This is a genomic window from Catonella morbi ATCC 51271 (assembly GCF_000160035.2).
Classification (GTDB): Bacteria; Bacillota; Clostridia; order Lachnospirales; family Lachnospiraceae; genus Catonella; species Catonella morbi.
Genome location: NZ_KI535368.1, coordinates 320,809 through 344,525 on the forward strand (window position 1 = coordinate 320,809; position 23,717 = coordinate 344,525).

The 23,717-nt window shown below is 37.4% G+C and carries 18 protein-coding genes; 15 read left to right on the forward strand and 3 right to left on the reverse strand.

The genetic code is table 11. The annotated features are described in order from the left end of the window. The first annotated feature begins 87 nt into the window (after positions 1 to 87). Together GCWU000282_RS08510 and GCWU000282_RS08515 are read left to right on the forward strand one after the other, a co-directional pair. A complete protein-coding gene (locus GCWU000282_RS08510; RefSeq protein WP_035040102.1) occupies positions 88 to 795 on the forward strand; it encodes an IMP cyclohydrolase in 708 nt (235 codons plus the stop codon). 22 nt (positions 796 to 817) lie between these two features. After that, positions 818 to 1,996 (forward strand): phosphoribosylaminoimidazolecarboxamide formyltransferase, encoded by a 1,179-nt coding sequence (locus GCWU000282_RS08515; protein WP_023354674.1) that lies wholly within the window; start codon positions 818 to 820, stop codon positions 1,994 to 1,996. Between the two features lie 157 nt (positions 1,997 to 2,153). On the opposite strand, the gene GCWU000282_RS16310 is transcribed toward GCWU000282_RS08515, so the two are convergent. Together GCWU000282_RS16310 and GCWU000282_RS08520 are read right to left on the reverse strand one after the other, a co-directional pair. Then, positions 2,154 to 2,369, reverse strand: a complete 216-nt coding sequence (locus tag GCWU000282_RS16310; RefSeq protein ID WP_023354675.1) for a helix-turn-helix domain-containing protein — start codon at positions 2,367 to 2,369, stop codon at positions 2,154 to 2,156. An 81-nt stretch (positions 2,370 to 2,450) separates the two neighbouring features. Next, a complete protein-coding gene (locus GCWU000282_RS08520) occupies positions 2,451 to 3,134 on the reverse strand; it encodes a PD-(D/E)XK nuclease family transposase (RefSeq protein ID WP_023354676.1) in 684 nt (227 codons plus the stop codon). Between the two features lie 953 nt (positions 3,135 to 4,087). On the opposite strand from GCWU000282_RS08520, the gene GCWU000282_RS08525 reads away from it, so the two are divergent. Together GCWU000282_RS08525 and GCWU000282_RS08530 are read left to right on the forward strand one after the other, a co-directional pair. Further along, entirely contained in the window at positions 4,088 to 4,375 is a 288-nt protein-coding gene (locus GCWU000282_RS08525; protein WP_023354677.1) for a hypothetical protein, read from the forward strand. Between the two features lie 85 nt (positions 4,376 to 4,460). Continuing rightward, complete coding sequence (locus tag GCWU000282_RS08530) at positions 4,461 to 5,000, forward strand: hypothetical protein (protein WP_023354678.1); 540 nt, start codon at positions 4,461 to 4,463, stop codon at positions 4,998 to 5,000. Between the two features lie 597 nt (positions 5,001 to 5,597). Here the strand turns inward: GCWU000282_RS08530 and GCWU000282_RS08540 are convergent. Then, positions 5,598 to 9,821 (reverse strand): 2-hydroxyacyl-CoA dehydratase, encoded by a 4,224-nt coding sequence (locus tag GCWU000282_RS08540; protein WP_023354680.1) that lies wholly within the window; start codon positions 9,819 to 9,821, stop codon positions 5,598 to 5,600. 280 nt (positions 9,822 to 10,101) lie between these two features. On the opposite strand from GCWU000282_RS08540, the gene GCWU000282_RS08545 reads away from it, so the two are divergent. The 11 genes from GCWU000282_RS08545 to GCWU000282_RS08595 all read left to right on the forward strand — a co-directional run bounded on the left by GCWU000282_RS08545 (position 10,102) and on the right by GCWU000282_RS08595 (position 23,629). Next, positions 10,102 to 10,974 (forward strand): rhomboid family protein, encoded by an 873-nt coding sequence (locus GCWU000282_RS08545; RefSeq protein ID WP_023354681.1) that lies wholly within the window; start codon positions 10,102 to 10,104, stop codon positions 10,972 to 10,974. A gap of 72 nt (positions 10,975 to 11,046) precedes the next feature. Next, positions 11,047 to 12,435, forward strand: a complete 1,389-nt coding sequence (locus GCWU000282_RS08550) for a hypothetical protein (protein WP_023354682.1) — start codon at positions 11,047 to 11,049, stop codon at positions 12,433 to 12,435. Between the two features lie 11 nt (positions 12,436 to 12,446). Then, positions 12,447 to 12,737 (forward strand): hypothetical protein, encoded by a 291-nt coding sequence (locus tag GCWU000282_RS08555; protein WP_023354683.1) that lies wholly within the window; start codon positions 12,447 to 12,449, stop codon positions 12,735 to 12,737. A gap of 5 nt (positions 12,738 to 12,742) precedes the next feature. Further along, a complete protein-coding gene (locus GCWU000282_RS08560; protein ID WP_035040109.1) occupies positions 12,743 to 13,894 on the forward strand; it encodes a hypothetical protein in 1,152 nt (383 codons plus the stop codon). An 11-nt stretch (positions 13,895 to 13,905) separates the two neighbouring features. After that, positions 13,906 to 14,340: a GerW family sporulation protein gene (locus GCWU000282_RS08565; RefSeq protein ID WP_023354685.1), complete on the forward strand. Its 435-nt coding sequence runs from the start codon at positions 13,906 to 13,908 to the stop codon at positions 14,338 to 14,340. Positions 14,341 to 14,375: 35 nt separating this feature from the next. Beyond that, positions 14,376 to 15,851 (forward strand): nicotinate phosphoribosyltransferase, encoded by a 1,476-nt coding sequence (locus tag GCWU000282_RS08570; RefSeq protein WP_023354686.1) that lies wholly within the window; start codon positions 14,376 to 14,378, stop codon positions 15,849 to 15,851. Positions 15,852 to 15,862: 11 nt separating this feature from the next. Next, a complete protein-coding gene (locus GCWU000282_RS08575; RefSeq protein ID WP_023354687.1) occupies positions 15,863 to 16,582 on the forward strand; it encodes a lysophospholipid acyltransferase family protein in 720 nt (239 codons plus the stop codon). 109 nt (positions 16,583 to 16,691) lie between these two features. Further along, complete coding sequence (locus GCWU000282_RS08580; protein ID WP_051384163.1) at positions 16,692 to 17,300, forward strand: ECF transporter S component; 609 nt, start codon at positions 16,692 to 16,694, stop codon at positions 17,298 to 17,300. 164 nt (positions 17,301 to 17,464) lie between these two features. After that, positions 17,465 to 20,170, forward strand: coding sequence for a cadherin-like beta sandwich domain-containing protein (locus tag GCWU000282_RS15935; RefSeq protein WP_051384164.1), 2,706 nt, complete (start codon positions 17,465 to 17,467; stop codon positions 20,168 to 20,170). A 4-nt stretch (positions 20,171 to 20,174) separates the two neighbouring features. Next, the gene (locus tag GCWU000282_RS08590) at positions 20,175 to 21,167 is read left to right on the forward strand and encodes a cadherin-like beta sandwich domain-containing protein (protein ID WP_023354690.1); all 993 of its coding nucleotides are present in this window, start codon (positions 20,175 to 20,177) and stop codon (positions 21,165 to 21,167) included. 17 nt (positions 21,168 to 21,184) lie between these two features. After that, the gene (locus GCWU000282_RS08595; RefSeq protein WP_035040381.1) at positions 21,185 to 23,629 is read left to right on the forward strand and encodes an ATP-dependent Clp protease ATP-binding subunit; all 2,445 of its coding nucleotides are present in this window, start codon (positions 21,185 to 21,187) and stop codon (positions 23,627 to 23,629) included. Positions 23,630 to 23,717 lie beyond the last annotated feature (88 nt).

Here is a 23,717-nt window from a genome sequence, read left to right on the forward strand (position 1 = left end):
AAACTATGCTATTCTTAAGTAGAACTTATTATAATTTTGAAATATAAAAAACTAAAAGTGTTTGGAGTGAAATTTCAGGAGGGTATTATGATTTCAATCGGTGAAGTATTGGCGGCTAAAACTTATCCCGGCAGGGGAATAGTTGTGGGTAAGAGTAAAGACGGGCATTATGCTGTGACAGCCTATTTTATTATGGGAAGAAGTGAAAACAGCAGAAACAGAATCTTTGTAGGTGATGGCGAAGGTATAAGAACGGAAGCTTTTGATGAAACTAAGCTTTCAGACCCAAGCCTTATTATCTATTCGCCTGTTAAGGTAATAGGAAATAAAACCATAATTACAAACGGTGACCAGACTGATACCGTCTATGATTTTATAACTACCGGAAAATGCTTTAATAAAGCTCTTATGAGCAGAGAATTTGAACCTGATGCACCTAATTATACTCCTAGAATCTCAGCTATAGTGGATATTGAAAAAGAAAAACTTCATTTTAGAATGAGCATACTTAAAAGTAATGCAGGTAATCCTGATTGCTGTAACAGATATTTTTATGATTATGACAATATACCTGCCGGTGAAGGCAGATTCATCCATACTTATAAGGAAGATATTGAGCCGCTTCCAAGCTTTGAGGGTGAGCCTGTGAGAGTAGAACTTTCAGGCAATATAGATGAATTTACTGAAAATATCTGGAACAGCCTTAACGAAGCCAATAAGGTGTCATTATTCACAAGATTTATTGATATAAAGACAGGAAAATATGAAACTAGGATTGTAAATAAAAATAAGTAATAGCCTAAGGGAGAGAGTTAAAATGAATGAAATGGAACTTAAATATGGCTGTAATCCAAATCAGAAACCAAGCAGGATATTTATGGAAAATGGAGCTGAGTTACCTGTAAAGGTACTATGCGGCAAACCGGGATACATTAATTTTTTAGATGCCTTCAACGGTATCCAGCTTGTTATGGAACTTAAAAAGGCTACAGGACTTCCTGCTGCAACCAGCTTTAAGCATGTATCTCCTGCAGGAGCTGCTATAGGTAAACCGCTTACAGAGGAGTTAAAGAAAGTTTACAGAGTAGAAGACAGGGGAGAAATGAGTCTCTTAGCCTGTGCTTATGCAAGAGCAAGGGGAGCGGACAGGATGTCCTCCTTTGGTGACTTTATAGCACTTTCAGATGTGTGTGACTTAGATACGGCTATGATAATAAAAAAGGAAGTTTCAGACGGTATCATAGCGCCGGGCTATACTGATGAAGCCCTTGAAATACTTAAGGAAAAGAAAAAAGGTAATTATAATATTATTCAGATAGATGAAAATTATAAACCTGAGCCTATCGAGAAAAAGCAGGTTTTTGGTATTACCTTTGAGCAGGGCAGAAATGAATTTAAGATAGATGAGGAACTTTTTAAGAATATAGTCAGTGAAAATAAGAATCTTCCTAAGGAAGCACTTAATGACCTTATTGTTGCTATGATTACACTTAAATATACCCAGTCAAACTCGGTCTGCTATGCAAAAGACGGGCAGGCTATCGGTATAGGAGCAGGGCAGCAGAGCCGTATTCATTGTACCAGACTTGCGGGAAGCAAGGCTGATGTATGGTGGCTGAGGCAGGCTCCACAGACACTAAATCTCAAATTCCTTGAAAATTTAGGAAGGGCAGACAGAGACAATGCAATAGACCTCTATGTTGGTGATGAAAGTGAAGACCTGCTTCAAGACGGTGTATGGGAGAAGTTTTTTGAAGTTAAACCTCCTGTATTTACAAGAGAGGAAAAGAAGGAATGGCTTAAGAAAAATGAAAATGTAGCACTTGCTTCCGATGCCTTCTTCCCATTTGGAGATAATATTGAAAGAGCCTACAAAAGTGGAGTAAAGTACATAGCTGAGCCGGGAGGTTCTATAAGAGATGATAATGTAATAGAAGTATGTAATAAATATGGTATGGTACTCAGTTTTACAGGAATGAGACTCTTCCATCATTAATTATCCTAAATTATGCAATCTAACTGTTATAAAAAATAACAGTGAAAATTATAACTGCCACAGTCGGAATAATTAACAGGTGAATACATAATCCTGATTAACTTGAGATTACATTCTGTTATATTTTACCGGCTGTGACAGTTATTTTGGTTACTGACTATCTTCGGTTAGGAATATAGGAAACAATGTCTTCGATTCGGCAATCAAGAATCTGACAAAGTCTGCCTAAGGTTGCAGTAGTAACAGACTCATTCATTTTCAATCTATGAAGCTGAGAGTGGCTTAAACCATAATAAGTGATAAGTCTGTACTGTGAAAAACCTTTTGATTTCATAGTTTCCCATAGCTTGTCATAAGTTATAATAGTAATCACCTCTTGCTTAAGATAGAATAATAAAGTGAGATTGGCAAGAGGAAATTAAATAAATTTTTTGAATAAGAATTCAATCTGACTTTATATGTACAAGGCAATGTATAATTTGTTTAGAGCAGAGTACCTCCATCTCTGTAAAGTTTCATCCATTTTTACAGCACCTCCTTCATCAAACTTAAATCTGGCTTTAATTTCACTTGTCACAGGGAAATCATCTGTATTATAGGTATCATTTTCTGTAAACACTTTCATCAGTTTAGAAAACTTAGAACCGTTGTCAATTAATGCATTTGCATATATTTCAGTAAGTCCGTCTTCGACAATCTGTCCTGTTTCCATAACAACTTTTTTCACATGGTAGAGTGGTAGTCCACTCTTAAACATATCAAAGGCAGATATAAATATTACGCAGACATCTGGCACAAACTCAAACTTTGTTCCTGTTTCTGTTATGTTAGTAGTTAAGACAGAGCCGTTGTAGCGGACTCTTCTCAGATGGTCATCGTTATCCGCTTTCTGTACCTCAATGTTGATATGTCTTCCGTCTCCGGTTACACATTTTGCATCCATAATTATGGAACGTCCATGCAGATTTTCCACCTTGCATTGAGGTATATTTTCAGTAACTATGAGTTTGTCATCTTCTAATATGACTCGGAGTATTTCTTCACAAAACTCCTTACTTTCTGCCATCTTGCTAAACATTAAGTCATCAATAGGATTCAGCCCTCTGGCATATTCTTCGAATTCTTTCTTGGTTGGCATTGTAGTCCTTTCTTTTTGAGATTTGCTATAATGCCTTTACCGGTATTATAGCAGATAATTTGAAAAATATAAATCAAATTTATTCTTGTCATAGGTCACATAGTTATAATTTGAGGGATACTGTCATAAAAATTTGCTCTGTGGCTTGGTAATATTTTATGAACAATTTGGGATAAATATAGAAATTCCTGCTAAGTAGAGAAAAGATATACTCAGTTTAGAATTAACATAGATATGAGCCACAATAATCAGGGAGAATTAGATGCCTTGATAGAAACTTATAGAATAATATGAAACATATAAAACATAATAATTATTGCAGCTCATATTTACAAATATAATTATAAGATGTTTTACGCTTTTCGCCAACGTTAAAGTGTACAAAAATCAAGGAGTTTACTATACAAAATAGACAAAATTTCAGAATATTGGAAATTAATATATCCTATGTGAATTAGTTAGTTAGCGGGGAAATTTACATTAAAAATAAAAAAGAACGGACTGTCACATTAAAGGAAAACACTACAAAATATGATAAATCTACTTTTAACTAATCACAATATTTTGATATCTTTTTCCTTGTGTGACAGCCCTGTCTTCATAATTAGCCCTAGGAGCGTAGTCAACAGTTGCTATATTGGTGCGAGATAGGTGAGCATTAGCTGTTCGATTATCCTCTTTCTAACTACGTAGTCAGGGTGCTGCTAAGGTATTTGTGAGTTAATGCTTATAGATTTTAAGGAAATGTTAAAAGTCTATAAAATAAATTTTATAATATCAGGTTTTGTATATAAAATTATATATAACATGAGGGTACAATAATAGAAGGATGAGATAAGTACTACAATTTTACCGATATTTAATGATAAAATCTTAAAATTATAGCGTTTATTGACAGAATTTCGTATAAATGCTATGCTTGTGGAAAATAATATTCTACGAGGAGGATTGATATGAAGAAAATTAGGAAAATATGTGCTGTAGTAACAGCAGTAACACTGTGCTTTAGTTATCTTATAACCCCGATTTATGCCTCAGATGAAAGGATAAACCCTAAGGACATATCAGAGATTTTAAATGAGGCAACAATTGCAGGTAAGGCTTGGGAAAGCATAGGATTTAAGGCTGAGGACATAGCTGAGCTAACAAGAATGAAGAGAAATGAAAAGCAGACCGTCTTGATAAATTACTTTTTGGCTAAAATAAATAACAGACTCAGGATTACGGAAAGTCAGGTGTAATCTTGAGTTTGTTTATTTTCTGATGTTCTGTAAAAGACAATAATGAGATAAATATAATAAACAGGCAATATATTGGAGATTATAAATGTATAGAAGAGAAGATGATATTATAATTATATATAATTTAGCAACCTTAATCTATCTGCCTATTTGGCTTGTGATGGCTTTTGTGTATCAATATGAATTCCCACCACCATCGCATTTAGCTTCATACTCAGGAACTGATAGAGTAATTGTATTTATTATTGTTTATGTGATTGAATATATATTAGGTTTTGCACTTAAACTTAACAAGTATATTGTAATACTATGCAATCTGATAACTTTTTATTTACTTATAAAGCTTGCAGGATATTTTTTCTTAGAAGCAAAAGAGTTGCCGATTACATATTGCTTTATTTTTGTCCTTGTGACGGTAGCGGCATTTTTAAATATACTTATTGAATTAAGTGAGGAACTTAAAAATTACCTTCTGCTTCTTGAAGATGTCGAATGGTTCTCGCCTATGTTTACAGGGTATAGATATGAAGCGGCCTGTAAAAAATATTGGATAGGTATTGTTCGCTTGTTTTTGCTTGCTATTGTAATTAAAACTATATATTATTGGGTTAATGGAATAAACTAAAGGCTTATGGTACAGTTTAATAACCGGAGTTTAAAATGAACAGAAGACTAAAAATTTCTGTAGTTATATACAACATACTTTTTTTATCATTTTTAGGATTGCTATTTATTATAACAAAAATTTATGACAAAGAAATACCTTCAAACTTTTATGATCATACTATTGTCGAACATAGGTATATTGAAATTCTGATTTTTTTTGCGCCTATTTATCTTGAATATTCGCTAGGATTGTGTTGCAAATTTAACAGAGGTTTTGTTATAGGCTGTGAAATTATAGCTTTTTTATTGCTTAAAAGTGTGATGGGATATTTTTTTATAGAAAGTGTAGAAGCTGTAAATACATATCTCTGGATTTGCGGTGTTTTAGTTTTTAATATGTTTTTCTGTCTTTATATTGAATTTAATACAGAGCTTAAAGAATACCTTCTAAGCTGCAAAATGAAAGAATGGTGTGTTGTAGAAATTCCGGGTTCTAAATACAATGGAATATTTAAAAAAATTTCTTTCCTAATTTTTGGTATATATATATTGATACTTCTAATTTAACCCATAAAGATAGCCCCACATTTTAATGGGACTATCTTTATATATAGTCTTAGCTCCTAAGTAACTCATTTTCTGCGGTAGCAAGCATCAGTTTAATTCTGTTAAGCTGATTTACCTCACTTGCACCAGGATCGTAGTCAACGGCTACTATATTGGTACCCGGATAATTAAGCCTTAGTTGCTTGATTACACCCTTTCCGACTACATGGTTAGGCAGACAGCCAAACGGCTGGGTACAGATAATATTGGTTGCGCCGGATTTTATAAGCTCTATCATTTCGCCTGTAAGGAACCAGCCTTCGCCTGTCTGATTGCCGAGAGAAACTATAGGCTCGGCAAATTTTGCAAGCTCGGTTATGTAGCTTTGTTCTACAAAATGTTTACTTTTTCTTAGAGCCTTTCTGGCAGGCTTTCTAAAGAACTCTATAAGGTCGATGGCTCTGTTGCTTATAAAGGCATTGCGCTTACTCTTGCCGAGAGTTTCAGCCTTAAAGTTGGTGTTGTAGGCACTGTAGAGAAGGAAGTCTATAAGGTCAGGTACAACAGCTTCAGCTCCCTCATTTTCAAGCAACTCTACAACTCCGTTATTTGCACTTGGCAGGAATTTAACAAGGATTTCTCCCACTATACCTACCTTGGTTTTGGTAAGTCCTTCTACACGAGGCAGATTGTCAAAATCAGCAACTATTTGCTTACAGTTTTTATTAAAGGTAAGCATATTAGCCCTTTTCAGACTTTCTATACACTTTTTCTCCCATTTTCTGTGTAGCTCGTCAGCAGAGCCTTTTACAAGCTCATAAGGTCTTGTAGCATACAGTACCCTCATAAACAAATCACCATACACCAGAGCCTGTAAACAGCGAAGCAATATAGGAGGAGTGGCACTAAAGCCCGGATTCTTCTCAAGTCCCTGTACGGAAAGTGAAATAACAGGTATATGAGCCAGTCCTTCCTTTTTCAATGCTCTACGGATAAAGCCTATATAGTTGGAAGCACGACAGCCTCCGCCGGTCTGGCTTATAAAGACTGCCAGCTTGTTTACGTCATATTTGCCTGACTTAATCGCACTCATAATCTGCCCTACCACTATAAGTGAAGGGTAGCAGGCATCATTGTTTACATATTTAAGTCCTGTATCTATTACAGAATGTTCATCAGCAAGCAGTTCGATATGGTAGCCGCCCCATTCAATGGCAGTCTTAAGCATTTCAAAATGAATAGGTGACATCTGAGGACAGAGGATGGTATAATCCTTCATTTCCTTTTCAAATACAGCCCTGTCGGTAGCTGAGGAAATATCAAAGTTTTGCTGTGGATTAGCTTCCCTGTCTTTAACTGCTGAAAGTAATGAACGGATTCTTATCCTTGCAGCACCGAGGTTATTTACCTCATCTATCTTAAGTACGGTATAAATCTTGCCGGCTCTTTCAAGGATGTCACTTACCTGATCGGTAGTTACCGCATCCAGACCACATCCAAATGAGTTGAGCTGGATTAAATCAAGGGCAGGATTGGTCTTTACATAGCAGGCAGCCTTATAAAGTCTTGAATGGTACATCCACTGATCCATAACCACAAGAGGACGTTCTACCTGACCTAAGTGGGAGATAGAATCTTCTGTAAGTACAGCAACTCCGAATGAAGTGATGAGTTCAGGTATGCCGTGATTAATCTCAGGATCTACGTGGTATGGTCTTCCCGCAAGAACTATTCCCTTTTTGCCGGTTTCTTTCAGGTAAGCAATGACTTCCTCTCCCTTTGCCTCTGTATCCTTTTTGGACTGGAGAAGTTCATTCCAAGCCTCTTTAGCGGCGGCTTTTATCTCACTCTTTGGAATTCTTCCTTCAAATATTTTCACAAGTCTGTCGGTAAGTATTTTCTCGGACTCAAGTGAGAGGAAAGGATTTTCAAATGTAATGGAAGGATCTGCAAGTTCTTCCATATTATTTTTTATATTTTCACCGTAAGAGGTTACAATAGGGCAGTTATAATGGTTATTTGAGTCAGGTGTTTCGTTACGCTCGTAGATTACACAAGGGTAGAAAATATGCTTAACACCCTTTTTAAGCAGCCACATAACATGACCATGTGCAATCTTGGCAGGATAACATTCTGACTCGCTAGGTATTGACTCTATTCCAAGTTCGTATATGCTTCTGCTTGAACGTGGAGAGAGTACAACTCTGAATCCGAGCTTGGTAAAGAAGGTAAACCAGAGAGGATAATTCTCATACATATTAAGCACTCTTGGTATACCTATGGTTCCCCTAGGGGCTTCTTTTTCAGTCAGAGACTTGTAACCGAAGATTCTCTGCATCTTGTACTCAAAAAGGTTAGGAATATTGTCCTTGTTCTTCTCAAGACCAAGTCCTCTTTCACATCTGTTACCCGATATATAATTTCTTCCGCCTGTAAATGTATTTACTGTGAGCATACAGTGGTTATTACATTTCTGGCATCTTTCCATATTTGTTTCATAGCTTAAGTTTTTAATCTGCTCATAGGAAAGAGTAGTGGTTTCGTCACCCTTTCTGTAATGCTTTCTTGCTATAAGGGCAGCACCGAAAGCGCCCATTATACCTGCGATATCAGGTCTTATAGCCTTTGTGCCGGACACCTTTTCAAAACTGCGAAGCACTGCATCATTATAAAAGGTTCCGCCCTGAACCACTATATTTTCGCCAAGGTCTTTTGGATCGGTAAGCTTAATAACCTTAAGCAGGGCATTTTTAATAACCGAATATGCAAGACCTGAGGAAATATCTGCTACACTTGCACCCTCTTTCTGAGCCTGCTTAACCTTGGAGTTCATAAATACAGTACAGCGTGAGCCGAGGTCGATAGGGTTTTCTGCCAAAAGTGCAACTTTTGCAAAGTCTGCTACCTCATAATTAAGTGATTTAGCAAAGGTTTCTATAAATGAGCCACAGCCCGATGAACAGGCTTCATTTAGCTGAATACCGTCAACCGTGCCGTCTTTTATTTTGATACATTTCATATCCTGGCCGCCTATGTCAAGGATACAGTCTACCTTAGGATTGAAGAAGGAAGCTGCGGTATAATGTGCCACAGTTTCAACTTCACCCTCATCCAAAAGGAAGGCAGCCTTAAGAAGAGCTTCACCATAGCCTGTAGAACAGCTTCTTGCAATCTTACAGTCCTTAGGCATAAGCTCATGTATTTCGTTAAATGCCTTAATAGAAGTCTTAAGAGGGCTTCCGTTATTACTGCTGTAGAATGAGTACAAAAGGGTTCCGTCCTCTGCTACAACTGCTACCTTTGTAGTTGTAGAGCCTGCATCTATACCTAAGAAGCATTTTCCATGGTAATCTGCAAGATTTCCTTTTTTTACCTCAGCCTTTTTATGTTCAGCCTTAAATGCTTCATAATCTTCTTCGCTGTTAAAAAGCCGTTCAAGTCTGGCTACTTCAAAGTCCATGCTTACCTTATTATGAAGGGTGTTATGGAGATTAGCTAAAGTTGTAGCTTTCTCATACTTAGAACTCATTGCAGAGCCCATAGCTGCAAAAAGATGTGAACCCTCAGGGGCAACTATATTTTCAGGGCCTAATTTAAGGGTTCTTACAAAAGCAGCCTGAAGTTCAGTAAGGAAGTGCAGAGGGCCACCAAGAAAGGCTACATTTCCCCTGATTGGCTTACCACAGGCAAGACCGCTTATAGTCTGGTTTACAACTGCCTGAAAGATAGAAGCTGCAAGGTCAGGCTTTGTAGCGCCGTCATTTATAAGCGGCTGTATATCGGATTTTGCAAATACACCGCAGCGGGCGGCTATAGGGTAAATGGACTGATAACTTTTTGCATACTCATTAAGACCGGCAGCATCAGTCTTTAAAAGACTTGCCATCTGGTCGATAAAGGAGCCTGTACCACCGGCACAGATTCCGTTCATTCTCTGTTCTATACCGCCTGTAAAGTAAATGATTTTAGCATCTTCTCCACCCAGCTCAATAGCAACATCAGTCTGAGGAGCAAAAGTTTTAAGGGCGGTGGCTACTGCTATAACTTCCTGCACAAAAGGAATGTCAAGATGTTTGGAGAGAGTAAGCCCGCCTGAGCCTGTTATCATAGCGTAGACCTCTGCATTTCCACAGACCTTTATTGCATCGTGGAGAAGGCTCGCAAGAGTTTCCTGTATGTTGGCATAATGCCTCTGATAATCTGAAAAAAGAACTTTCAAATCATTGTCTATAAGTGCAACTTTAACTGTGGTAGAGCCTATATCTATACCTAAACGGTACTTTGTTTCTGACATATATTATACTCCTGTCTAATAATGGTGCTTTTACATAGGGGTACAAATTTTCACAAATTTGACACTTTATACCATTAAAATGTATTTGGCACAATTAGTTTGAATACACGCTATTATACCACAACGAAAAAAAAAGGGTAGTATAAAATTTTTACAAAAATGTGCTTTTTGTAGAACATTTTTATATCATAAAATCCCACCATTGTTGACAAGGGTTTTGTTAGAAATTATAATAGTAGGGTGCATCCGTTTTAGGGATGATAGATTAGGAGAATATTGAATGAATAATTTTCTGGATAAGATGGAAAGGAAGCTTGGAAGATTCGCTGTTAAGAATCTTATGCTGTATATAATAGGTATATATATTATAGGGGCACTGCTTTCCGTAGTGGCACCGACATTTTATTACTTATACCTTTCTCTTAATATAGAGAAGGTAATGCAGGGCGAAGTATGGAGGCTTGTTACCTTTATTCTTGAGCCTTTAAGCAGTATGAGAGGCGGAACTTCGGTAATTTTCTTCTGCATAACTCTTTATTTTTACTGGATACTGGGTACAAATCTGGAATATGCCTGGGGCACGTTTAGATTTAATGTGTATTATATTTCGGGAATCTTACTTAATATAATAGCTGCGGTAATCACCTATGCAGTAACCGGAGATGCAAGTTCCGGTATGTATTTTGGATTAAACTACATAAATGAGTCATTACTGTTAGCCTACTGTGCAATGTATCCTGATTATCAGGTACTGCTTATGTTTGTACTGCCTGTAAAGATGAAGTACTTAGGTATATTTTACGGAGCATTTGTAGTGCTCCAGATAGTGCAAAATGCGGCAGCAGGTAATTTCATGTTTGCGATAGCAATAATTGTTGCCCTTCTTAACTTTATTTGGTTTTTCTTTTCAACCAGAAATTACAGGCAGAAATTTAATAATAAAATGCGCAGGATGAAGTTTGAAGCGAGAAGAAAAACAGCGGAAAAAGGCTTTAATACCGAAAAAGGTGTTGCAAGGCATAAATGTGCGATTTGTGGCAGGACAGAGCTTGATGATCCGAATCTTGAGTTTAGATTTTGCTCAAAATGTGAGGGAAACTATGAATATTGTAACGAGCATTTATTCACCCATCAGCATATAACAAAGTCTTAAGTATGGTAAACCCGTATCGAAGAGGATATAAGGGTTTGCTATTAATTAAATATATTAAGTGAGGAAATTAAAATGAGTAAGAGAACAAATGCTATGTTAGATATTAAGAAGGGCAAAAATCTTGAAAGAAGCCTTTCTGCCTTTGCTGAGGAGTTATCGGCGGTTTACGGAAGTTCTGCTATATTGAACCTTTCTATGAATTATGCAAATTACTTTGTAAATTCAAAGGAAAAAGAGACAGACAGAAGCTTTGCGGGGCTTGGAGATAAAATCAACGCTCTTATTAAATCTACTATTGTAGAAGGAAATGTTTCTAAAAAAAGCATAGAAGAAATTGAAAGTATAAGAGAGGAAGTAAAGGCCCGGGTAGATGCAGCTACAGCCTTCTTAAGTGCATTTGAGAACTTTAATTATGTACTTTCCAGGAAACTTCCTAACAAGGAATATGACGGTAAAGAATTTGATACTGATGATGAATCCAGAAAAATTCTTGCATATATTTTTGAGGATGATGATAATATATTGATTAACTCCAAAATTCAAAGAGTAATTTCAGAGCTTCCGATCAGATATACAAAGGGTAAGTTTTTTGATATAATTGAGTCTTCGGTAGACCGCTATGCGGGTGCTGAGAAGAAGGCTCTTAAGGCTTTTGCTTACATGGTAAGACAGGCAGGTATGATTTATGATTTAGATAATATGCAGAAATTATATCCTGAGCTGGCTGATGAATTTGAATATTTTAAGAATTTTGAATTTGATAAGGCTACAAAGAAACAGATTCTTACTGAAAGTGTAAAACTTAATTCTACTATAGCCAGATGTTCAGAACTTACTGATGACGGTATTTTGGTTATGGAAGTAGTAAATGACTTATATGCTGTGCTGATTAATTGGGACAGTATTAATAAAGAAGATGCAGAGCTTGAAACAGAAATGATAACCTTTACAAATGAGAGCTTTGCAAATGAGGATAGAAGCCTTGAGGAATTTGAGGCAAAGGTGGTCGAAATCTTTACAAAACTTGAAGGAAAGCTTGAAGCTGTTTATGAAGATTTAATGAGTTATGAAGGTACACTTTTTGATGTTCAGAGCAGATTTGTTAAGGAAGCTTCCGAATATGGATATAAAGATAAATATGATGACCTGTATAAGTGCAGTATCTTAAAACAGGGTAGTTTATTTGCTGACTTAAATGACCTTGAAGATACAGGACTTACAGAAACTGCAGACTTAGACAAGCTTAAGGACACACTTAAGAGTGAATTTGACAGAATTTTTAACGAAGTGGACAGAAGTGTAAGGCGCGGAATTATGGCTCAGGTAATCGGAAGTATACCGGTTTACTTTGAGAATCGTACAGAAGTTATGGACTATATAAGATCTTCTCTTGCATCCTGTAACAGCAGGGAAGAACTTGTAGGAACTATACATGCAGTAACTGAAATTATTTGTGAATAAATGGTGATATAATGATAATAATAGGCGAAACTCTCATAACAGAAGGATTGATGAAGTCTGATATGATAAGGGGAAAAGTTATTTCTTCCCTTAAAAAGGGGAAGTTTTCGCCTATTGGTGCATTCGGAATATTTGAACCGCAAAATCCCTCTAATTTATATGAAATAATTTCACTGAATGAGCTTAGAAAACTTCCGTACAGAAAAGGGCATTATAAAATGATAGGGCTTACAGGCTCAAGGTTAGAAGCGATTATGCTTGTTGCAAAGCTTTGGATGAAAAAAGAGAAGCAGAAGGAGTGAGGGAGTTGGGAATTATAGCTGTAATACTGACCGGTCTTAAAATTATAGGCTTGATTTTACTTGCTCTGCTGATAATTCTGCTTGTAATAATAGTATTATTTTTATTTGTCCCCTTTGTCTATAGAATCAGAGTAAAATATATAGCCGAAAAATTAAGTTTGCAGGGAGAAATCAGTTTTTTATTTAAGCTTATATATGCCGGGGTTTTATATGACAATGAATTATCCTATGGCTTAAAGCTGGCATTTCATACACTGGCATCAAGCGAAAAAAAGCCTGACAAAAAGAAGGCAAAGTTCATAAAGGAAGCCCCAATTAAGGAGAAAACAAAGGAAGAAGACAAAAAAGAAAATGCTGTAGCTGAGCAAATAAAAAATGAACCCCAAAAACAAAATATAAGTAAAGACTCTAAGGTAAAAACAGAGTATGAATCCAAAGAAAAGTCTGAAACAGGTATTAAGGAAGATATGGTATCAGAGAAAAGATCTGAATCAGATATTAAGGATGAAGTGATACCGGAGAAAAAGTCTGAATCGGATATTGGTGAAGATGTAAAATCAGAAAAAAAATCTGAAGTTAATAAAGAAGCTGCTTCAGAAGAAAAAATACTGCCTGATGAAAATAAAGAAAAAAATGAAAATAAGACAGCAAAGAAGAAGGTAAAGAAAACAAAGAAAATAAAAAAGAAATTTAGTATAATTTCAAAAATAAAACAGATAGCAGAAAATATTAAAGCTAAATGGAAGGCATTTAAGGACAGATTTAAATCACTTAACATAAAAAAAGATGCAATAATCCGGTTTCTGAATGCTGATGGTACACTTAGCGGAGCGGGTTATCTGCTGACACAGGGGAAAAGACTTCTAAAAATGGTTTTTCCTAAAAATATAGAGGGATGGCTTAGATTCGGAACAGGAGATGTATATACGGAGGGGCAGTATTTATCCTATCTGTGTCTGCTTTATCCGTTGTATGGCAGAAAATTTGAAATATGGCCGGAATGGGATGAGGAAGTGTTTGAAACAGACGCTGCTTTTTCAGGAAGAATTACCATGTTTATAGTACTTTTAGTAGCTCTGAAAGTATTATTTAATAAAAAAGTCAAGCAGTTACGGAACAATTACAATAGGTGCAAGAAAAGTATGGAAAATAGCTAAGGGGAGGAAGTATGGCTGCTAATAATTTTGATGAAACAATGACTGCCTTATTTAAGGGAATGGATGGATTTATAACCAGTAAGACTGTGGTCGGAGATGCAATAAAATTTGAAGATGGAACTACCATACTTCCGCTTGTTGATGTCTCCTTCGGAGCCGGAGCCGGTGCTTTTGCCAGTGAGTCCAAGAAGAAGGATAACGGAGTGGGAGCTATGTCCGGTAAAATCACTCCAAGTTCAGTGCTGGTTATAAAAAACGGAAATGTAAAACTGGTTAATATCAAAAACCAGGATACAATTACCAGGCTATTAGATATGATTCCCGATCTTTCAGAGAAATTCTCAAAAATGCTGAAAAAGGATAAGGAAGATAAAACAGTGGCAGAAGAAAAGGTTCAGGATATGCCTGAGACAGAAGAAGATGTTGCAAAAAAAATTAATTCATAATTGGGTTAGTAAAAGTTTAAGGAAAAGAGGAAAAAATGTTAGAAAATCTTACTTTGCTCACAGATTTTTATGAGCTTACAATGATGCAGGGATATTTCAAAAATAAGAAGGATCCTGTAGTGGTTTTTGATATGTTCTACCGCCATAACCCTTCCGACAACGGATTTGCTATAGCGGCAGGACTGGAGCAGGTGATTGAGGTAATCAAAAACCTGAATTTTAATTATGAGGATGTGGAATATCTTCGTTCTCTTAAAATATTTGATGAGGATTTTTTGGATTATCTTTCCGGATTTCATTTTACCGGAGATATATATGCGGTACCTGAAGGAACAGTGGTCTTTCCTATGGAGCCTATTGTCAAGGTGGTAGCCCCTATTATGCAGGCTCAGCTTGTAGAGACGGTAATTCTTAACCTGATTAATCATCAGAGCCTCATAGCTACCAAGGCTTCCAGAGTGTGTCACGCTGCACAGGGGGACTTTGTGATGGAGTTTGGATTAAGGCGTGCTCAGGGACCCGACGCGGGCACTCTCGGCGCGAGGGCGGCTGTGATAGGCGGTTGTGCAGGTACAAGTAATGTAATCTGTGCAAAGAAGTTTGGAGTACCTGCACTCGGAACCCATGCACATAGTTGGATAATGAGTTTCCATGATGAATATACGGCTTTTAAGGAATATGCAAATCTTTATCCTGAAAATGCCATTCTTCTGGTTGACACCTATGATACCCTTCGTTCGGGAGTTCCTAATGCGATTAAGGTGTTTAATGAAATGAGAGAAGCAGGTATAAAACTTGGCAGATACGGAATAAGAATTGACAGCGGTGACCTTGCCTATCTGTCAAAAAAGGCAAGGAAAATGCTCGATGCGGCAGGCTTTAATGATGCCAGTATAGTAGCATCTTCTGATTTGGATGAAAATTTAATATCTTCACTTAAATTACAAAATGCCAGAATTGATTCATGGGGAGTCGGAACCAAACTTATTACAAGTGCAGATTGTCCTGCTTTTGGAGGAGTCTACAAGCTTGCGGCTATACAGAATGAAGACGGAGTTTTTGAGCCTAAGATTAAACTTTCCGAAAATACTTGGAAGATAACCAATCCGGGAAATAAAACCATATTCAGAATTTATGATATGGAAGGAAAGATTAAGGGAGATCTCATTGCATTTGCAGATGAAAAAATAACTGAGAATGAAGAATATATGATGTTTGATCCTATAGAAACATGGAAAAAGACTCTTTTAATTCCGGGTGAATTTAAGGTAAGGGAACTCCTTGTACCTGTATTTATTAAAGGACAGTGTGTATATGCTTCTCCAAGCGTGATGGAAATAAGAGAGTATTGTAAAAAAGAAATGGATACTCTTTGGGATGAATCCAGAAGACTTGTGAATCCACACGAGGTTCACGTTGACCTGACACAGAGTCTTTGGGATGTAAAGAAAAAATTACTTGATGATTATAATAATGCTCTTCAGGTGAATAAGCATGCTACAGCGCTATAATAGGAGACAGGATGAGAATTATATTAGTAGGTTTATATTTAACTATATTTGGAATTTTTAGTATAATAGCTTTACCCCTGCTTTGGTTGACAGGTAAATTTAATTCGGGATTACAGCATAGAATAAGCCAGCGGATAGTGAAACTTGCGTTCGGTAAAGTATTGTTTTTGTCAGGAATCAAAAAAAAGGTCATAGGAGTTGAACGGGTTCCCAAGGACAGGTCTGTACTTTTTATAATTAATCATAGAGGATTTTTTGATGTAATATTAGCTTTTTATACAGTACCCGTACTTTCAGGTTTTGTTTCTAAAAAGGAAATTGCAAAGGTTCCGGGACTTAGGCTGTGGATGAGGCTGATCAGATGTGTATTTTTAGATAGGGAGAATCCTCGCGAGGGTATTAAAGCCATACTTAAAGGTATTGAAAATATAAAAAACGGAACATCTATGTTTATTTCTCCGGAAGGTACCAGATATAGCGGAGACGGACTGTTGGAGTTTAAGCCGGGAAGCCTTAAGATGGCGGAAAAGGCAGGCTGCCCTATAGTACCGGTTGCAATTACAAATGCAAATAAGGTATTTGAAGACCATCTGCCTTGGATAAAACCTGCCGAAATGACTATCGAGTACGGTGAACCTATCTACATACAAGAGCTTTCAAAAGAAGCAAGAACAAAGCTTCTGGAACATTGCAGGGAGAAGGTTTTGGAACTATACGAAAAAAATCTATAATTGGCACCATAAAAAAGTTAAAAACTGGATATTTATAACATGCCAAAAAACCTTTATTATATAATTACTGAAGAGTTAAAATACTATGAGGTATGAAAGGAGTTTTGGTATGAGTAAAACGGAAAAAGAGTTGGTAAGAACCGGAGTTTCCGGTGAGAATGTAAAAAAGCTTGCGCTGGCAGCTTTGTTTGCAGCCTTATCTTATATAGGCTTTCAGGTGTTCAGATTTGATATACCGGTAGGAACTGAGAAAACGGCATTTCACCTGGGCAATACCTTTGTAGCCCTCGGAGCTTTATTTATCGGAGGAGCTATGGGCGGAGCAGCAGGAGCGGTAGGTCTTACAATAGCGGACTTAACCAGCGGCTATGCCACAAGCGCACCCAAGACATTTATCTTAAAGCTTCTAATAGGTCTTATTGTAGGATTTATGGCACATGCTGTATTTAAGATAAATGAGATTACCGAAAAGAAAAAGCTTTTAATGGCAACGGTTTTATCTGCAGCCTGTGGTCTTGCTTTCAATATTGTTGCAGATCCTCTGGTGGGCTATCTCTATAAACAATATGTTCTTGGTATACCTCAGGAAATATCCGCAGCCTTTGCAAAGATTGCAGCACTTACTACTTCGGTAAATGCAGTGGCTTCGGTGATATTTGCAACTATTCTCTATATTGCATTAAGACCGGTGCTTAAGAAAGAAGGCTTCTTAAACTGAATAGTACGTAGAAAGTATAAGCACATAATGAATTTGGTTATGTGCTTATAATATTTTTAAACTATGTGAAAATTTTGTAAACATCTTGACTTTTTTTTGCCACCTTTGTAGAGTAGTCTGTATAAAGAATGATGTTAATAAATTACATAGATATTGGAGAGCTTATGTTTAAAAAAAGTTTAGTTAAAGGTATATTGTCGGTATTTGTAATAGGTGCTTTTTGCAGTAGTGCACCATATATTGCTACAGGTTTAGGTAACATAACAACTGTGTATGCTGCCACAAAGAAGGTTGCAGTATGTACTGTTGATAAACTTAAGGTAAGAACTGATGCGGGAACTGAATTTGCACAGCTTACTTCTGATGGTGTAAATGTTTATCTTCTTTTAGACGGGAAGGCCGATGTTAAAGGCGAGAAGAAAGATAAAGATGGTGTAACATGGTATAAGATAAGTTTTAATTTCAGTGGGAAAAATGTAACAGGCTTTGTAAGAAGTGATTTTGTAAAACTTGAAAATAAAACTGTAAATTCCGGAAATGCCGAAAATAAAGGAAAGGCGGGAAAGACCGGAAAGATAGGAAAAGCCGGAAATGCAAAGGATACCGGAGATAATACCGGTTCGGTAACTAAGATAAAAGAAACCTCAAGTTATACGTATAAGGGTGAGGTAAAGACTAAAGGACTCAGGGTCAGAACAGGTGCAGGCACGGATAAGCCTCAGTATAAGCTTGATAATGCAGGTGTGGTTCTGCCAAACGGTCAGATACTCAATGTAACCGGTGAGAAAAATGACGCTAAGAAGATAAGATGGTATAAAATAAATACCAAGATTAACGGAAAGACTGTTAAAGGTTATGTGCTCAGCAGTTTTGTCAAGCTTTCCGTCAATAAACAGACTCCGGCCTATGCAAAGGTTATAGCCAATAAGGGCGCTGTTATAAAGTCAAAGGCTACATCAAAAGGAAATGAGCTTAAGGACAGTAAAGGCAGGAAGGTTGTACTTAAAAAAGGTACCATAGTAAGTGCATTTTATGAAATTACCTTAAGTGATGTAAAATATTATAAGGTAAGCTTCTCTTTGAACGGAAAGACCGTAACCGGATACCTTGTAGCAAATCAGGTAAAATTCGTGGGTGTTGCCAAGGATACGTCAGACGGAGATAATTCAGATGATACAGATAATTCGGATGATAACACCGATGATACGGATGGCGGAGAAGGCGGTAACGGAAATGATCAGGGAGGAACAAATAACAGTGGTCAGTTTGCCCCACAAAGGGCGTATATAACTTCGGATAAGGTTGAACTTTACAATGAGGCAGACTATAAGGCAGACATCTTAAAGGAAAGCGAAACCGGAATTTCTTATAAACTTAACATGAACCAGGAAGTAATAGCCAGAAAGCAGTACACAGTCGGAAATGAAAAATGGTATTTGATTACTTACATAGTAAATGACAGTACCGGCAAACAAGTAATCGGAGCCGGATTTATACCGGAAAAATTTATTAAACTAAGCGGAGAGCCTGTAGATGATTCTACAGGCTCTAGTAATAAAAAGAAACTAAGCGAGAAGCAGTTTGAGAAGTCATTAACTGCTCAGGGTTTCCCTGAGGATTATAAGCCGTTTTTAAGAGAACTTCATAAAGCTCATCCTTATTGGCATTTTGAAGCAAAACATTTGGGACTTGACTGGGAATATGCGGTAGCCGGAGAAAGCGTGGTTGGACTTAATCTTTTACAGAATTCAAGCAATTATGCATGGAAGTCAATGGAGGATAAGGCTTATGACTGGGCAAATGATGCCTTCATAGCCTATGACGGCAGTACCTGGGTTACAGCTTCAAACAAGGCTGTAAGGTATTATATGGATCCGAGAAACTTCTTAAATGAGGACTATATATATCAGTTTGAATTGCTTACGTATAAGCCCGAACACCATACTGAGAAAGGTATATCAGCCATACTTTCGGGACCGCCTATGAAGGATACGGTTTTTGATTATATATCAGGTGACGGAACAACAAAAAGCTTAAGTTATGCAGAAACTTTTTTGCTTGCAGGAGTATATTCCGGTGTTAGCCCTTATCATCTTGCGAGCAGGGTGAAGCAGGAGGTTGCAGGTGCAGGAAGATTTTCAACAAGTGTAACCGGTACAGTACCGGGATATGAGGGATATTATAATTTTTACAATATAGGGGCCTATAATAATACCGCTCCCGGAGGAGCTGTTGCAAGCGGACTAAAATTTGCTGCAAATGGCAGCTCATCTAAGGCAATAATAGGGAATAAGAGTTTTAATGATTTTATCAAAATTCCCTGGAGCAACAGGTACAATGCAATACTTGGGGGGGCTGCTTATATAGGTCATAATTACATTATGAGGGGACAAAATACTCCTTATTTGGAGAAATTTAATTTTACAGAGAAAAATACATTTTCTCATCAATACATGTCAGCCATATTTTCACCGAGTTCCGAGTCTCTGCTTACAAAGAAGGCTTATGCAGAGCTAAAAGATGAGCCTTTGGTATTTTCAATTCCTGTATTTATAAATATGCCTGCTGAGATAAGCGAAAGACCGGTTGATATACCAAGTCCAAATAACTGGCTGACAAGTTTACAGGCTACAGGTTATTCCATAACACCAAATTTCAGACCTGATACTACCGAGGGTTACAGTATAGTAGTAGGGAAAGATGTGGATGTTATAGAATTTACGGGAAAAACAGCCAACAGAAGGGCAACGGTAAAGGGACTGGGGCAGGTCAGACTTGCTCCGAATGCAGTTAATGAAGTCAATATAGAAGTAACTGCAGAAGATGGGACTGTAAGGGTGTACAAAATTCTTGTGGCAAAGGAGGGATGAGGATATGAGAAAAAATATATTGTGGATATTAATTTTTGTATCTGTATTTTTTCTGAACGGAGAAAAGACTTTTGCTTCAAGCGCCAATGTTGAGCTTAAAAGTGACGGAGCTGTAATTGTCGGTGATAAATTTGATGTGACAATGGAAGTAGATTCAGAAGAAACTCTGAGCGGTATAGAAACTTATATTTCCTACGATGCGGATATGGCTGAATTTCTCTCTGCGGATGATGGTATAGCAGGAGGGAAGGGGCTTTTGAGGGTGAATATAAAGAACTTTGAGGACTTGGAGGGAAAACTTAAATATAAAATGAAGTTTTTGGCACGGAAAGTAGGAAGCTTTACAATGAATTTTTCAGATGAAGTACATTTATATGCGGTAGATACAGATAATGAAATGTCAGTAGCATCAAGAGATTTGGAAATGCGTATAAAAAGCAAGAGAGATGCTTCATCAGACAGTTCGCTTGCAAATATCAAAATAGCAGGAGGAAAGCTTGTTCCGTCATTTTCAAAAAGTATACTTGATTATACGGTAAATGTAGGTTCTGATGTAGAAAATATTACCATAGGAATAGAACCGTCTGATGGGAATTCGAGCTATAGTTATCGCTCTAGTGATGGAGATAAGCTACAAGAGGGAGAGAATAAAAGAAGTATTATAGTTACGGCAGAGGATGGAAGTACAACAACCTATACAATAACAATTATTAAAGCGGCTATGTCAGAAAAAGAGAATAATGGAGTGACAGGAGCAAGTGTGAAAGAAGGAGATGAGATTTCATCTAAAACAGCCGGTGAATCTGCTGTATCGGAGATACCGGAGTATGTGCCCGATCCTCCTAAAGAAGAATCTCAGACAGAAAATAATATAAAGGATAGTAAACAGACAGTCTTATATGTTATAATAGGCGCTGTAATTGTTTTAGGTATTATGCTTGTTTTAGGAATAGTACTTTATACAAAGAATAACAGAAATGATGAAGATGAGGACTAATGCCTCATGGAGGTAAAATGCAGGATAAATTTACAGATAATGCAGTAAGCGCAATAGAAGCGGCTAACTCTGCGGCAATATCCCTGTCACAAAATTATGTGGGATCGGAGCATCTTTTAATAGGGCTTTTGTCGGTGGACGGAGTTGCAAAGAGGGTATTGGAGGAAAACGGAGTTTCTTATGACAGATTTATGGAACTTGTCAATAAGCTGCTTACTCCGGGCAATGTAGCAGTAGGTTCTACAGAAGCCATGACTCCGAGAGCAAAGAGAATTATCTCTTTAGCTGCGACAGAAGCTTACAGACTGAATTCAGGAAAGATTGGTACAGAGCATATTCTTATAGCTATGCTAAAGGAGGGAGACAGTATTGCTGTCAAGCTTCTAAATACCATAGGAGTGAACTTGCAGAAGGTATACATAGACATACTTACGGCTCTCGGACTTGACATATCTCAAGCAAGAAATGATTATGCCAACTTTAGAAATTCAGGAAATAACAATAAATCCAAAACTCCTACCCTTGACCAGTACTCAAGAAATCTTACGGAGTATGCAAGAGAAGGAAAACTTGATCCTGTTATAGGAAGAGAGGCTGAGATACAGAGAGTAATTCAGATTCTTAGCAGGAGGACAAAAAATAATCCTTGCATCATAGGTGAGCCGGGAGTCGGAAAGACAGCTATAGCTGAGGGTCTTGCACAGAGAATAGTAGAAGAAAGAGTGCCTGATGTAATAAGAGGTAAGCGTGTAGTAACCCTTGATATGTCCGGTATGGTTGCAGGCTCTAAATACAGAGGTGAATTTGAAGAAAGAATAAAAAGAGTTGTTGATGAAGTAATAAAAAGCGGGAATGTACTGCTTTTCATTGATGAAATGCATACTATAATCGGTGCAGGCGGAGCAGAAGGTTCGTTAGATGCATCCAATATATTAAAGCCGTCCCTTGCTAGAGGAGAGCTTCAGGTTATAGGTGCCACAACAAGGGAAGAATACAGAAAACGTATAGAAAAGGATGCCGCTCTTGAGAGGAGATTCCAACCGGTGGTAATAGAGGAGCCTTCGGAAGAGGAGTCTGTTCTTATCTTAAAAGGACTTCGTGAAAAATATGAGGATCATCACAAGGTAAGAATTACCGATGAGGCTTTAGAGGCTGCGGTCAAGCTTTCTGCAAGATATATAAATGACAGATACCTGCCGGATAAGGCGGTGGATCTTATGGATGAGGCGGCTTCCAAGGCAAGGCTTATGGTATTTGATTCAAAGCCTCAAAGCGCGGAATTGGAGAAGAGAATTTCAGAGCTTGAGACAGAAAAAGAAAACGCTATAAAGAATGAAGCCTATGATAAAGCAAGCAATCTAAAGAAAGAGCAGAATAAGCTCAGACAGAAGCTTAGTGAGCTTAGATTATCGGAAGAACAGAAAAAACAGCAGAAAGTTCTGGTTGTAGACTATGATGAAATAGCGGGAGTGGTTGCAGATTGGACCAAAATTCCTGTAAATAAACTTAAGCAGGCTGAAACAGACAGGCTTATCAAGCTTGAAGCCGTTCTTCATGAACGTGTGATTGGTCAGGATGAGGCTGTAGTAGCAGTTTCAAAAGCTATTAGGCGCGGCAGGGTTGGCTTTAATGTGGCAGACAGACCGATAGGTTCCTTCCTTTTCCTGGGGCCTACAGGTGTAGGAAAAACAGAGCTTAGTAAAGCACTTGCAGAGGCTATGTTTGGCAGTGAAAACTCTATGATAAGGGTGGATATGTCGGAATACATGGAGAAGCACAGTGTCTCTAAGATGATAGGTTCACCTCCGGGCTATGTCGGACATGAAGAGGGCGGACAGCTTTCAGAAAAGGTAAGGCAGAACCCTTATTCTGTCATCCTTTTTGATGAGATAGAAAAGGCACATCCGGATGTATTCAATATACTTTTACAGGTGTTAGACGATGGTAGAATAACAGATTCTCAGGGAAGAATGGTAAGCTTTAAGAATACCATCATCATTATGACATCAAATGCCGGGGCTCAGAGAATAATCACACCTAAGAAGCTTGGTTTTAAGGCGGAAGAGAATAAAGAGGCCGATTATAAACTTATGAAAGATGGGGTGATGGAAGAAGTTAAAAGAATCTTCAAGCCGGAGTTCTTAAACAGAATAGATGAAACCATAGTATTCCACACACTTTCAGAAAATGAGCTTAAGAAAATAGTTAAGATTATGCTTAAGGGGCTTGCTACAAGGGCAAAGGAACAGATGGGGCTTAAACTTAAGTTTACGGAGACGGCAGTTAAGCATCTTGCAAATATTGATAAAGAGGCGAATTACGGTGCAAGACCATTGGCAAGAAAAATAAAGACCGAGGTAGAGGATTTACTTGCGACAGAAGTGCTCTTAGGACATATTAAAGAAGGAAATGAAATTAAAATCGGTTGTAAAGATGGCAAAATTGATGTAAAATTATCTTAAGATACAAGTGTCAAAAGTATAAAAATTTCATTGAGATTTGCCTGCAAAAGAATTTATTATCTTTTGATAACTACATCATCTTGATAAA